This window comes from Vreelandella sp. V005 (assembly GCF_052645115.1).
Genome location: NZ_JBQXYA010000003.1, coordinates 63,967 through 76,731 on the forward strand (window position 1 = coordinate 63,967; position 12,765 = coordinate 76,731).

Genomic DNA, 12,765 nt, shown 5'->3' on the forward strand with positions numbered 1-12,765 from the left:
AACCGCCAGCCAACCTCACTGCTAACGTTTAATAACGACTTATAAAAAGCTATTTTTTAATAAAGAGCTTTAAGAACGAATGGAGACGCACATGAAGCCCCTTTCATCGACTGACACACTGCCTGAAGATCTGGGTAATGCACTGCTGGTTGGCCGCGTTTGGCTGGAGGGCAGTCACCCCGGCCCCGCGCTAGTGACGGTCAACAACGGTCAGGTCATCGACATGACCGCCTTCGGCCCCACCATGGCTGACCTGCTGGAACGCGACGATCTACAGGAAGTCGTGCAACGGGCGGAAGGGCCCCATCTGTGCAGTGTCGAGGCACTGCTGGAAAACTCTCAGTTATCCCAACCCCAGGCGCCCTACCTGCTTGCGCCTTGCGATGTACAGGCCGTTAAAGCGTGCGGCGTCACCTTTGCGGTCAGCCTGATGGAGCGCGTGATTGAGGAGCAAGCGGGCGGCGACCCGGCTCGGGCGGTGGAGCTTCGCGACGATTTGCAGGCACTGATAGGCAAAGATCTTTCTAAAATTAAGCCGGGCTCTGACGAGGCGATGTCGCTGAAAAAGGCGCTTCAGGCACGCGGGGGGTGGTCACAATACATGGAAGTCGGCATCGGCCCCGATGCGGAAGTGTTCACCAAATCCCAGCCACTCTCATCGGTGGGTTTCGGCACCCCGGTGGGCTTGCACCCCTCTTCTCAGTGGAATAACCCCGAGCCGGAGATCGTGCTGGCCGTCGATAACCGTGGCCAGGTGCGCGGTGCCACGCTGGGCAACGACGTTAACCTGCGCGATGTCGAGGGGCGTAGCGCCCTGTTGCTCGGTAAGGCGAAAGATAACAACGCCTCCTGCTCACTCGGCCCGTTCATTCGCCTGTTTGACGATCACTTCGATATCGACAGCGTGCGCAACTGCCAGGTATCGCTGCGTATCGAGGGCGAAGATGACGATTTCTTACTACAGGGCGAGAGCGACATGCGCGAGATTAGCCGCGACCCGCTGGATCTGGTTAGCCAAACCATCGGCGCCCACCACCAATACCCGGACGGTTTCATGCTGTTCCTGGGCACCATGTTCTCGCCCATTCAAGACCGCGACGGCCAGGGCCAGGGCTTTACCCATCACCTGGGTGATCGCGTCACTATCGCCACGCCAGCACTGGGCGCACTGGTCAACGGGGTAGGCAGAAGCGATCAGCTACCGCCCTGGACCTACGGCATTCGCGAACTGATGCGCCACTTAGCGCAACGCTGATACTGACAACCAACACGCCACTGATGGCACCGCCAAGGAGAGCACAATGACAACGATTACTCGCATCGAGATTCAAGACATTCGCTTCCCCACCTCGCGCTCGCTAGATGGCTCGGACGCCATGAATGCCGCGCCGGACTACTCCGCCGCCTACGTCATCCTGCACACCGATGACGGCAGCCCCGAAGGGCATGGCCTGACCTTCACGATTGGTCGCGGTAACGAGATTGTCGTCACGGCACTGCAGTCGCTGGCGCCGCTCATTGAAGGGAAAACACTTTCCTCAATTACCGACAACATGGGCACCTTCTGGCGGGAAATCACCGGCGACAGCCAGCTACGCTGGATCGGCCCCGATAAAGGCGCGATTCACTTGGCGACCGCCGCCATCGTCAACGCCGTGTGGGATATGTGGGCGAAAAAAGAAGGCAAACCGGTGTGGAAACTGCTGGTGGATATGACACCGGAGCAGTTGGTTCGCTGTCTCGACTTCCGTTTTGTGACGGATGCATTAACGCCAGAAGAAGCGATCTGCCTGCTACGCCGTCAAGCCCCTGGCAAAGCAGCACGGGAAGCCGAAATGCGCAGTGACGGCTACCCCGGCTACACGACCTCCGCAGGCTGGCTGGGTTACAGCGACGAGAAAGTGCGTGGTCTGGCGCGTGAAGCGCTGGCCGAGGGCTGGACGCACTTCAAACAGAAGATTGGCGGCGACATCGAAGAGGACGCCCGCCGTGCAGCGCTGCTGCGCGAAGAAATCGGCTGGGATAACGTGCTGATGATGGACGCCAACCAAGTGTGGGAAGTCGACGAGACGATCACCAAAATGCGCCGACTAGCCGAGTTTGATCCACTATGGATCGAAGAACCCACCAGCCCTGACGATATTCTCGGCCACGCCGAGATCCGCCACCGCGTGGCACCCATTGGCGTCGCTACCGGCGAACACTGCCACAACAAAGTGATGTTCAAGCAGTTCTTCCAGGCCGATGCCATCGACTACTGCCAGCTTGATGCGGCGCGATTGGGCGGACTAAACGAGGTTATTCTAGTGGTACTGATGGCCGCTAAATTCGGCGTACCGATTTGCCCCCATGGCGGCGGCGTTGGGCTATGCGAATACACCCAACATATCTCACTGTTCGACTACATCGCGGTATCCGGCAGCCTTGAAGGCCGCGTGCTTGAGTACGTGGATCACCTTCACGAGCACTTTATCGACCCAGTGGTCATCAACCGTGGCCGCTATCAGGTGCCCGAAGCGCCGGGTTACAGCATTGCCATGCACGCAGAATCCCAAGCACAGCACCGCTTCCCCGAGGGTGCAGCCTGGCAGGAAGAGCGTTAATGACCGACACCACACCCTTTTTAAATGAGTTAACCAGCCTGCTCGGCGAGCGGGGTTTACTGCGCGAACCTGACGCCATGGCGCGCTATATGAGTGATTGGGCGGGCGATACGTTGGGCATGCCGCTGGCCGTGGCTCGCCCGGCCAATACCGCTGAAGTCGCCGAGGTAGCAAAGCGCTGCTATGCACAAGGTGTCGCGATGACGCCACAAGGCGGTCATAGCGGCCTGGTGGCAGGCGCCTTGCCCGCCGCCCATGGCCAGGAGCTAGTGATCAGCTTGGAACGCCTAAACAACGTGCGTGCCATTGACCCGATCAACTTCACCATCACGGTAGACGCAGGCTGCATTCTTGAGAACGTCAAGCTGGCCGCCTTTGATCATGACTGCGACTTCCCCCTCTCACTAGGCGCGCAAGGCAGTTGCCAGATTGGCGGCAATATCGCGACTAACGCAGGCGGGCTTAACGTGCTGCGCTACGGCATGATGCGCGAACTGGTGCTGGGCCTTGAAGTAGTGCTACCCGACGGACGTATCTGGGAGAGCCTGAATGCGCTGCACAAGGACAATCGCGGCTACGACCTTCAGCAGCTGTTTCTGGGCAGCGAAGGTACCTTGGGGATCGTTACTGGGGCGGTGTTAAAACTATCACCGCGACCCACCCAGAACCGTACGGCGCTGCTGGGCCTTCCTTCTGTTCAGGCGGTGATTGACCTTTACGGTTTGGCGCGTCGGGAGTGCTGCGATCTGCTGACGGCGTTTGAGCTGATTCCCCGCCGCTGTATCGAGCTGGCGATCGAAGCGACCCCCCAACTGCGCGACCCGCTGGATAGTGCCTACCCCTGGTACGTGCTGATGGAAGTCGCCGCCACAGGGCCCGTGGACCTGACCGCCTTGCTGGAAGCGCTGCTGGAAACCGGCATGGAGCGCGAGCTGGTGCTGGATGGCGCGCTGGCTGGCAGTGATACGCAATCGGCCCAGCTTTGGCAGTTCCGCGAAAGCATGCTGGAAGGCCAACGGCGGCGCGGCGAGCACCTGCGCACCGATATCGCGGTACCCATCTCAGCGATTCCCGACTTCGTTAGCCGGGCAAGCGAGGTGGTGATGGCGGCGTCACCCGAGTGCGAAATTATTGCCTACGGCCATGTGGGCGACGGCAATCTGCACTTCAATATTCTACCGCCCACGGCCATGGCGGATAGCGATAAGAAAGCCCATCTGCATGTTTTGGAGGAGCGGCTTTTTGAGGTGCTCGACGATGTTCACGGCAGCATCAGCGCAGAGCACGGCATTGGCCGCACCAAGCAAGCGCCTTATCTGGCGCGGCTATCGCCGATTGAGCGTGAGATGGTCAGCGGCGTTAAAGCGCTGTTCGACCCCAAGGGGCTGATGAATCCTGGGAGGATTTTGCCTGCTGGGGAGTAATCCCCAGCGTGGTTCACACTATTTGGTTCATTCCTGCCTGAAACGCTCCGCTAGACTGCGCAACGCATTGGCGTAAAGCAGCGTATCAATGCCGACACCCACGAAGGTACAGCCCGCGGAGAGATAGCCGCGGGCTGCCTGCTCGTCCACCGTGACGATACCCGCTGCCTTACCCGCAGCAAGTATTTTGGTAATAGCATCGCTGATCGCCACGGTTACCTCGGGATGCCCAGCATTGCCGAGATGCCCCATAGACGCCGACAAATCCGCCGGTCCAATAAACACCCCATCGACACCTTCTACTGCAGCGATGGCCTCCAGATTAGCAAGCGCCTGGGGGCTCTCCACCTGCAGTATTAGGCAAATTTCGTCATCGGCGCGTGAGAGATAGTCTTCTGCCTGCCCCCAACGCGAGGCGCGTGCCAGCACATGACCAACGCCGCGAATACCGTGGGGTGGATACCGGGTAGCCGCTACTAACTCAGCCGCTTGCTCGGCGGTCTCGACCATGGGGATAAGCAGGTTTTGCACGCCAATATCCAGGTAACGCTTGATCAGCACCGCATCGCCAGTGGGCGGACGCACCACCGGGTGGCTTGGATACGGGGCCAGCGCCTGCAGCTGAGCCAGCAGGCTGGCGAGATCATTAGGGGTATGTTCCACGTCAATCAACAGCCAGTCGAAGCCCGCCGTGGCGGCAATCTCAGCAGTATAAGCACTGGTCAAACCGAGCCAAATACCCGTTTGGGGCTGGCCCGCCTGTAGCTGTTGCTTAAACGCGTTGCGCGGCATTTTCATGCAGGTTCCTCAATAGCCCATGATATCCGGCAGCCATGTAGCCAGCCCCGGTAGGGCGATCAACAGCAAAATGGTGGCAATGATCGGCAGCAGGAACGGCAAGATGGCAGTGACTACCTGGCCGTAGCGTAGCCGAGTAATACCCACCATCAAGAACAGCACGGTTCCGAACGGTGGCGTAATGACCCCCACCGATAGCGTGATGACCATCACGATACCGAAGTGTACGGGATCCAGACCGGCGCTGAGTGCCGCTGGCACCACAATCGGTGTAAAAATCAGGATGCTTTCGATCACCGACATAAAGCAACCGATCAGCAAAAAGAACAGCGCAAAACAGAGCAGGAGTGCAAACATCGGCATATCGATGCTGGCGACCTGGCCCGCTAACGCCTGAGGAATGCCCATGCGCACCAGTATCCAGCCATAGAAACTGGAGACTGCGATAATCAGTAGGATGACCGCACTGAACATCAGGGTGCGGCGAAAAGCGCTGAAAAGGTCCCGCCAATTCAAATCACGATACACCAGCCCGCCCAGGATCACCGCGTAAAGCGATGCAATGGCGCCGGCTTCCGTCGGAGTGAAAAAACCACCCCAAATACCGCCAACGATAATCGCTGGCATCATCAGTGGCAGAATGGCGCGCTTGCCGGTGCGGACGACTTCACGTGCGTCAAAGGGTGTGGGTTTAGGCATCACCACCCTACCACTGGCAGACAGCAGCACGGTCATACCCATTAGCAGCAGCGCCATCAAGATACCCGGCAGCAGCCCCGCCATGAACAGCCCGCCAATACTAACATTGGCCAGCCAGCCATAAACCACGAGCGCGATACTGGGCGGCAGAATTGGCCCAATCACGCTAGAGGCGGCCGTGATGCCGGTTGAGTAACCCAACTCATAGCCACGCTCTTTCATCGCCTTGATTTCGATACTCCCCAGCCCGGCAGCGTCGGCTACCGCGGTGCCCGACATCGTAGCGAAAATGGAGCTGGCCACCACGTTGGCGTGGCCAAGGCCACCTTTGGTGAAACCCACCAGCGCGGTAGCAAAATCAAAAATCCGCGTGGTGGTGGAGCCAATATTCATGATATTGGCGGCCAGAATGAACAGCGGAATTGCCAGCAGAGTAAAGTTATTGAGGGTTTGCACCATGCGCAGCGGCAGCAACTCGACGGGTAGCCCGCCGGTACCGGTCGCCACCAAGGCGATAAAGGAGGTCACGCCAATGGCGACCACCACGGGCAAGCCAATGGCCATTAGAACTAACAGGCCACCGACGAAAATCAGTAGTTCGGTCATGGCTTGGCTATCTCCTCATTACGCTCCTCATCATGGGACGTTTCCAACCACACCACCGGGCCGCGCAACGTTTGCCAAAAAGCAATGAGTGCCATGCCCAAAAAGCTGAAAAAGATGCCGTAATAGAGATAGCTGAAACTGATACTTAACGAGACGGTTTTATTGTTGGCGCTCATGTCCGACATGATCCAAGCCCCCCAGGCGGCCAATGCAAAAAAGCCGCAGGAGATCAGCGCGGTGAGCCGGTACTGGATATTTTTACCCAGCCCGGAAAGCTTATGGCTGAACAAGTCGACCACCAGATGCTCGCTGCGTACCCAGGCGGATAGTGACCCAAAGCCAATCGCGTAAATCGCCAGCATGGACGCCACTTCTTCGGTCCAGGGCATCCCCACCCCCAGCAGGTCACGGGCAATCACGGCCGCCACGATCAGCAGCAGAATGGCGGCCATCAGCGCCACGCCCACGCCATCGCACAGGCGTGTAACGCCGCGCAGCGTATAAAAAGCAATTCGATCCGGCCCCTTGTTGGGCACTACCGCGTCTTCCACAGGAGAACTCCTTACCCTGACGTCTTCTTGCTCGTGGATGAAAACTTATTGATCTTGAAACTTAGTGATCATGAAAGCTTAAGGGACAGGAAAAACAACGACGGCCCAATGGGCCGTCGCGGTGGTTGTCCGGTGCCGCGTTATTCGCTGTCGTTACCCAGCGCATCTTCACGAACGCCCTCGGCCATGTCGGCCATCACACGATCGATAGCCGGTAACGCTGCCTCGCGGAAAGGAGCAACATCCGGCTCGATGACGGTCATGCCTTCATCCTGCAGCGCTTGCAGATAGAAATCATCGAGTTCGCGTTCTTGCTCTGACCCGTACTGGCGGGCCACCTCAATGGCCTCTTCGATCAGCGCTTGATCTTCCTCTTCTAAGCCATCCCACCAACGAGAACTGGCCACCCAGCTCCACGGAAACTGCACGTGGCTGGTCATGATCAGGTAGTCCTGCACTTCCCATAGGCGCCGGGTATAGGGGGAGGAGAGCGAGTTCTCGTGGCCATCGACCTGACCGGTCTGCATGGCAAGATAAATCTCAGGTGCGGGCACGTTGACTACCTGAGCACCAATTTCTTCCCACACTTCCAGCCATACCGGCAGTGAGGGCAGGCGCAGGCGGAAGCCTTCCAAATCCGCCGGGGTGTGGATCTCTTTATTTGCGGTCATGTGGCGGGGCCCGCGGTGCTGCAGCCCAAAATATTTCAGACCGCCCTGGCTTTCTGCTTTCTCGACCAATGCTTGGCCGGAAGGGCTCTCCATATAAGCGTCGACTTCATCCCAGGTAGTGAACACAAAAGGAACCGTAATGGCATCGTACTCAGGCGCATATTGTTGACGCCAGTTACCACCGGTCAGAGAGAGCTGGGTTTGGCCCAGGTTAAGCAGCTCCAACACGGCATTCTCACCGCCCAGAGAACCCGCTAAAAAGGGACGCACCTCAAAGCGGCCTGGCGCCTGCTCTTCTAAATATTCCGCAAAGCGTTCCACCGCGGCACTTTCCGAGCCGCCTTCGCTCATGGTGTTGTTGACTTGAATTTCGATGGGGTCAGCCAGGACGAACGGCGCCGTCGTTAGCATTCCTAGGGTAGCCAGCGTGGCAAGCAATTGTTTCCGCATGGGATCACTCTCTACGGTTGTCGTTGTTGGGTGTGGTGCCTGGGTAGCTCCTGTCGGCAAGAGCTGATGTCGCTTGTCTGATCTTGAAACAAGCAGCCGAAGGGCTCAAATCGACGTTCAAGAAGGATGACTTCGTCGAATACGATGGCTAGAAACGCCGACATGACGCGCTTTTTAACCGATGCACTTGTGACCATACGACCAAAGGTGAATGGCCGGCCACCTTCAAAGCTCTCTTTAGAGGCAGTGTTGGCGCGTTTCAGCGGCACGTTTCAGCGCCGCCATTCAGGGTATGGTGCCACCCTAGATATTGGCCAGCTTTCACAAAGCGCGAAGCCATGCGCAGGCATTTGCCGCTAGCGCTCGTCTGTATTCTGGGTGAGGTGGTCGACAAGATGCCGTGCCGTCACGTGCAGCGAGGCGTAGCGGCGCATGCCAATCACCAGTTCACGCTGGGCCCAAGGGTCGCTAAGCGGAATACTTTTAAGTTGAAGATCACCCAAATCGCGGTAGATGGTCTGCTCGGGGAGTACGCCAACGCCCATGCCGTGGTGAATCATCCGGCAAATAGCGTCAAAGCTACGTACCTGAATGCGCATACGCAGCGCTTTGCCTGCTAGGTTGGCTTGTTCATTCAACAGCGATTGCAGCGAGGCATCCTGCTGCAAGCCAATAAAATCGAAGGCCAGCGCTTCGTTAAAAGCGATGCTTTCTCGCTTAGCCAAGGGGTGATCAATGGGTGTCATCAACACGAGACGGTCATGTCGATAAGAGAGCTGCTGAAGGTCTGGGGCGGGCACATGCCCAGCGAAAATGCCGATATCGGTCAACCCATCGCGCACGGCGGCAATGATTTCACTACTGACCCGCTCCTGCAGGTCGATCTTGATTTCAGGATAAAGTCGCGAGAAAGCACTGAGGTCCTGAGGAAGAAAGGCAATGATTGCCGAGGTATTGGAGTGGATACGCACGTGGCCGCGCACCCCTTCGCCGTACTCGCTGAGTTCGGCATGAAGGCGCTCGATGTTATCCAGAATACGCCTAGCATGGTGCAAAAAAGCCTGCCCGGCGGGCGTCAGCTCAACACCGCGCGGGCGACGATACAGCAGCGTGGTACCTACCAGCGCCTCCAGATCACTGATCCGCTTGCTCACCGCGGCGAGCGCCAAATGCTCACGCTCAGCGGCGGCGGTCAGGCGGCCTTCATCCGCCACGGAGATAAACAGCTTAAGAGTGACGAAATCGAAGCGGCGCATGACACATGACTCCCGTAAGACAAGCGCATTATGCTAACGCACCCCTTCGCTAACCACGAACCCTTTGTTACCGATTGCCTAATTGTCGGCCTGTATTGGCTCACGCATGCTGAACATCAATGACGATAACGACAAAGAGAGGAAAGCCTAGATGAACGCTACCGAAGCCCGCCAGCTTCCGCTAAGGGGCTTAAAAGTGCTTGAGCTTGGCCAACTGATTGCTGGGCCTTTCGCCACCAAACTGCTGGGGGAATTCGGCGCCGACGTCATCAAGATCGAACCACCCGGCACCGGCGACCCACTTCGCAAATGGCGAATGATAGAGGATGGCACCTCGCTCTGGTGGCATGTGCAGACCCGCAACAAGCGCTCGGTGGCGCTGGATTTAAGAAGCGAGGAGGGCCAGGCCTTAGTGCGAAAGCTCGCCACCGAGGCAGATGTGGTAGTGGAAAACTTCCGCCCCGGCACGCTGCAAAATTGGGGGCTGGGCTGGGAAGCGCTCTCTACACTCAATCCACGACTGATCATGGTGCATATCTCCGGCTACGGCCAAACCGGGCCTTACCGTGATAAACCCGGTTTTGGCGTGATTGGCGAAGCCATGGGTGGGCTGCGTTACCTCACCGGCCAGCCGGGCGAGCCTTCGGTACGTGTAGGGGTAAGTATTGGCGATTCACTTTCCGCGCTCTACGCCGTCATCGGTACGCTGCTGGCGCTTCAAGAGCGTAACCGCAGCGGCCTGGGCCAAGAGATCGATGTTGCGCTGTATGAGTCGGTGTTTTCGATGATGGAGAGCCTGCTGCCTGAGTTCGATGCCAGCGGCCAGGTGCGCGAACCCAGCGGCAGCGCCCTGCCTGGCATTACCCCTTCCAACGCCTACCGCTGCCTGGGCGGCGATTACGTGCTGATTGCCGGTAACGGCGACAGTATCTTCAAACGCCTGATGGGCGTGATAGGCCGTGACGACTTAGCCAACGACCCGGCCCTGGCCCACAACGATGGGCGTAGCCAGCAAGCTGAGATGATTGATGCAGCGATTCAAAGCTGGACCGAAGAGCGCCCACGCGATGTCATTCTGCAAGCCTTGGATGACGCCCGGGTGCCCGCGGGCTATCCCTATACCGCAGAAGACATCGCCTTTGATCCCCACTACCTGGCGCGCGAGATGATTCAAACGTTCACTCGTCCCAACGGCAAACCGCTCAAAGTACCTGGGGTACTGCCCAAGCTGAGCGCTACCCCAGGTCAAATCGGCGATGGTGGCCCCACCCTTGGCCAGCATACCGACGACGTATTGGATGAGTTGGGGATTGATCACGAAACCCGCACCAAGCTGCGCCAAGCGGGCATTATTTAAGGAACACATCATGAGCCAGCCAATGCCCTGCCCTGCAAAGATCGAAATCAACGAAGTCGCCCCCCGGGATGGCCTGCAAATCGAGGCACGCTTTGTACCCACCGAAGAGAAAATTCGCTGGATCGATGCGCTCTCTACCACTGGCCTGCGCCGCATCGAAGCAACATCGTTCACCTCACCCAAAGCGATTCCCAACCTGCGTGATGCCGCCGACGTAGTCACCGGCATTCAGCGCCGGGATGGCGTTGATATCACCGTGCTTGTGCCTAACGCAAAAGGCACCGAGCGGGCGCTAGCCTGCCAAGTGGATGAGATCAATCTGGTGATGTCCGCCAGCAATAGCCACGGACTGGCCAACCTGCGCATGACACCGGAACAATCCCTTGAGCAGTTCGCGGCGATTTTGGAGGTCAGCAAGCATTTCGATAACGGTAAAAATAGCGGTGTGTTTATCAACGCATCGCTTTCCACGGCCTTTGGCTGCCCCTTCGAAGGCGAGGTGCCCGAGGCGCGGGTATTAGCGCTTGTTGAAAAGCTGATTGGCCTTGGCATTCAGGGCGTCACACTCTGCGATACCACCGGCATGGCCAACCCGGCACAGGTGAAGAGCCTCTGCGAAGCCGTGCTTGAGCGCTGGCCGCAAACGCCGTTCACGCTGCACTTTCACAACACTCGCGGGATGGGATTAGCCAATGCATTGGCCGCTTGGCAGGCAGGCATTAACCGGTTCGATGCCTCGTTAGGCGGGCTGGGCGGCTGCCCCTTCGCCCCAGGGGCAACGGGCAATGTGTGTACTGAAGACCTAGTGCATATGTTCGAATCCATGGGTGTCGATACTGGCGTCGATCTGGATGCCCTGCTGGAAGTCGCCGCCACCCTCCCCGACCTCATCGGCCATGATGTGCCGGGGCAGGTGGTCAAAGCTGGGAAGTCGACCCGCCGTTATGCGATGCCAGCAGCCCATACCTGATACTCAAAACGGAGAGTTAAGTAACGACGGTAAACTGCCGAAGCAGATTTATGCATTTTTTACAGATGCTACTAACATAAAGATTGGCCTATGAGCCGTACAACATAATTACAATAAGGACAGCCTGTCATGACACTCCCTGTATTAACGCGTCTGACCCTCGCCATTTCCGCCGCCAGCCTTATGTTGACAAGCACCATGAGCGCCGCGGAAGAACAACAAGCCCCTGCCTGGGCGCAGGGGCGCTCGGCCGAGATGGCCGAATCACCTTTGGCGCCTCACGCCACCCCGATGACCACGACTACAGAAGAAAATATTCCTGTTGATGACATTCGTTTACCAGACGGCTTTAGTGCTGAAGTTTGGGCTCATGGCATGCCCGGAGCAAGGATGATGGCGTTGGGCGACGATGGCACCTTGTTCGTAGGCACAAGAAGCATTGGCCGCGTCTATGCCGTGCAGGATAATGGCGAGGAACGCGAACATCAGATCATCGCTGAAGGGCTAACTCAACCCAACGGCCTCGCCTTTAAAGATGGCAGCCTGTACGTTGCCGCGATCAACCGGATTTTGCGTTATGACAATATCGAATCGCAGGTAGCCGATGGCGATATTGCCGAACCTGAAGAGCTAACAGACGCCTTTGGCTTGCCTGATGACGAGCATCATGGGTGGAAGTTTCTCGCTTTCGGCCCCGACGACCGGCTGTACATACCGGTGGGCGCGCCCTGCAATGGCTGCGAAGTCGATGAAGACACCCATGCCACCATCAACAGTTTCGAGCCGGACGGGTCAGACATGCAGGTTGTTGCACGCGGCGTTCGCAATAGCGTTGGCTTCGACTTTCATCCCGAAACAGGTGAACTGTGGTTCACCGACAATAACCAGGATTGGATCAGTGAGCATGGTCCCAATGACGAGCTTAACCGAGTAAGCGAGCCCGGTGCGTTCTATGGCTTCCCGGTTTGTCATGGCGTTGGCGTTGTCGACCCAGCGCTGGGGGCAGAAGGAGCCTGTGAGGGGGTTACCATGCCGGTAGCGACGATGGATCCCCACAGCGCGCCACTTGGTATGCGCTTCTACGACGGCGAGATGTTCCCAGAGGAGTACCAAAACGCCATTTTTATTGCTCGCCGGGGTTCTTGGAACCGTTCGCTCAGCGCAGGGTATGACGTTCAGGTAGCCAAAATCTCCGAGGATGGCGAGCGCGCTGGCCTGTCGCCCTTCATGGTGGGATTTCACGATCCACGTGAAAACGATTTTTCGGGTCGTCCGGTAGATGTCCTACAGATGCCCGATGGCGCACTGCTGGTGGCCGATGAGCAGAACGGTGCAATCTATCGCATCAGCTATGAGACCCCTGACTACAGCGCGGAGTAA

The 12,765-nt window shown here is 57.9% G+C and carries 11 protein-coding genes; 6 read left to right on the plus strand and 5 right to left on the minus strand.

What is annotated here, in order from left to right; genetic code table 11:
* The first annotated feature begins 91 nt into the window (after positions 1 to 91).
* Genes ACUN8H_RS08895 through ACUN8H_RS08905 form a run of 3 tightly spaced genes read left to right on the plus strand, consistent with a single transcriptional unit; the run spans position 92 to position 4,027 of the window.
* Positions 92 to 1,255, plus strand: a complete 1,164-nt coding sequence (locus ACUN8H_RS08895; protein ID WP_445531782.1) for a fumarylacetoacetate hydrolase family protein — start codon at positions 92 to 94, stop codon at positions 1,253 to 1,255.
* Positions 1,256 to 1,301: 46 nt separating this feature from the next.
* Positions 1,302 to 2,603, plus strand: a complete 1,302-nt coding sequence (locus ACUN8H_RS08900) for an L-fuconate dehydratase (RefSeq protein WP_445531783.1) — start codon at positions 1,302 to 1,304, stop codon at positions 2,601 to 2,603.
* Positions 2,603 to 4,027, plus strand: a complete 1,425-nt coding sequence (locus tag ACUN8H_RS08905) for an FAD-binding oxidoreductase (protein ID WP_445531784.1) — start codon at positions 2,603 to 2,605, stop codon at positions 4,025 to 4,027. The genes ACUN8H_RS08900 and ACUN8H_RS08905 overlap by 1 nt, the downstream gene beginning before the upstream one ends.
* Before the next feature lie 27 nt (positions 4,028 to 4,054).
* Here the strand turns inward: ACUN8H_RS08905 and hpaI are convergent, their stop codons facing one another.
* The 5 genes from hpaI to ACUN8H_RS08930 all read right to left on the minus strand — a co-directional run bounded on the left by hpaI (position 4,055) and on the right by ACUN8H_RS08930 (position 9,058).
* Entirely contained in the window at positions 4,055 to 4,825 is a 771-nt protein-coding gene (gene hpaI, locus ACUN8H_RS08910) for a 4-hydroxy-2-oxoheptanedioate aldolase (RefSeq protein ID WP_445531785.1), read from the minus strand.
* Positions 4,826 to 4,834: 9 nt separating this feature from the next.
* Positions 4,835 to 6,130 (minus strand): TRAP transporter large permease, encoded by a 1,296-nt coding sequence (locus tag ACUN8H_RS08915; RefSeq protein ID WP_445531786.1) that lies wholly within the window; start codon positions 6,128 to 6,130, stop codon positions 4,835 to 4,837.
* Positions 6,127 to 6,681 (minus strand): TRAP transporter small permease, encoded by a 555-nt coding sequence (locus ACUN8H_RS08920; RefSeq protein ID WP_445531787.1) that lies wholly within the window; start codon positions 6,679 to 6,681, stop codon positions 6,127 to 6,129. The genes ACUN8H_RS08915 and ACUN8H_RS08920 overlap by 4 nt, the downstream gene beginning before the upstream one ends.
* A 140-nt stretch (positions 6,682 to 6,821) precedes the next feature.
* On the minus strand, positions 6,822 to 7,802 hold the full coding sequence (locus ACUN8H_RS08925; RefSeq protein ID WP_445531788.1) for a TRAP transporter substrate-binding protein: 981 nt from the start codon (positions 7,800 to 7,802) through the stop codon (positions 6,822 to 6,824).
* A 356-nt stretch (positions 7,803 to 8,158) separates the two neighbouring features.
* Positions 8,159 to 9,058, minus strand: a complete 900-nt coding sequence (locus tag ACUN8H_RS08930; RefSeq protein ID WP_445531789.1) for a LysR family transcriptional regulator — start codon at positions 9,056 to 9,058, stop codon at positions 8,159 to 8,161.
* Positions 9,059 to 9,209: 151 nt separating this feature from the next.
* On the opposite strand from ACUN8H_RS08930, the gene ACUN8H_RS08935 reads away from it, so the two are divergent.
* From ACUN8H_RS08935 to ACUN8H_RS08945, 3 genes are all read left to right on the plus strand, one after another.
* Positions 9,210 to 10,415 carry a CaiB/BaiF CoA transferase family protein gene (locus ACUN8H_RS08935; protein ID WP_445531790.1) on the plus strand — a complete coding sequence of 402 codons (1,206 nt, stop codon included), beginning with the start codon at positions 9,210 to 9,212 and terminating at the stop codon, positions 10,413 to 10,415.
* A gap of 10 nt (positions 10,416 to 10,425) precedes the next feature.
* Positions 10,426 to 11,385 carry a hydroxymethylglutaryl-CoA lyase gene (locus ACUN8H_RS08940; protein WP_445531791.1) on the plus strand — a complete coding sequence of 320 codons (960 nt, stop codon included), beginning with the start codon at positions 10,426 to 10,428 and terminating at the stop codon, positions 11,383 to 11,385.
* A 129-nt stretch (positions 11,386 to 11,514) separates the two neighbouring features.
* Entirely contained in the window at positions 11,515 to 12,765 is a 1,251-nt protein-coding gene (locus tag ACUN8H_RS08945) for a PQQ-dependent sugar dehydrogenase (protein WP_445531792.1), read from the plus strand.

Bases quoted from the DNA above. Each gene is read 5' to 3' on its own strand.
- ACUN8H_RS08895 (WP_445531782.1), top strand. From the start codon at position 92: ATGAAGCCCCTTTCATCGACTGACACACTGCCTGAAGATCTGGGTAAT.
- ACUN8H_RS08900 (WP_445531783.1), top strand. From the start codon at position 1,302: ATGACAACGATTACTCGCATCGAGATTCAAGACATTCGCTTCCCCACC.
- ACUN8H_RS08905 (WP_445531784.1), top strand. From the start codon at position 2,603: ATGACCGACACCACACCCTTTTTAAATGAGTTAACCAGCCTGCTCGGC.
- hpaI (WP_445531785.1), bottom strand. From the start codon at position 4,825: ATGAAAATGCCGCGCAACGCGTTTAAGCAACAGCTACAGGCGGGCCAG.
- ACUN8H_RS08915 (WP_445531786.1), bottom strand. From the start codon at position 6,130: ATGACCGAACTACTGATTTTCGTCGGTGGCCTGTTAGTTCTAATGGCC.
- ACUN8H_RS08925 (WP_445531788.1), bottom strand. From the start codon at position 7,802: ATGCGGAAACAATTGCTTGCCACGCTGGCTACCCTAGGAATGCTAACG.
- ACUN8H_RS08930 (WP_445531789.1), bottom strand. From the start codon at position 9,058: ATGCGCCGCTTCGATTTCGTCACTCTTAAGCTGTTTATCTCCGTGGCG.
- ACUN8H_RS08935 (WP_445531790.1), top strand. From the start codon at position 9,210: ATGAACGCTACCGAAGCCCGCCAGCTTCCGCTAAGGGGCTTAAAAGTG.
- ACUN8H_RS08940 (WP_445531791.1), top strand. From the start codon at position 10,426: ATGAGCCAGCCAATGCCCTGCCCTGCAAAGATCGAAATCAACGAAGTC.
- ACUN8H_RS08945 (WP_445531792.1), top strand. From the start codon at position 11,515: ATGACACTCCCTGTATTAACGCGTCTGACCCTCGCCATTTCCGCCGCC.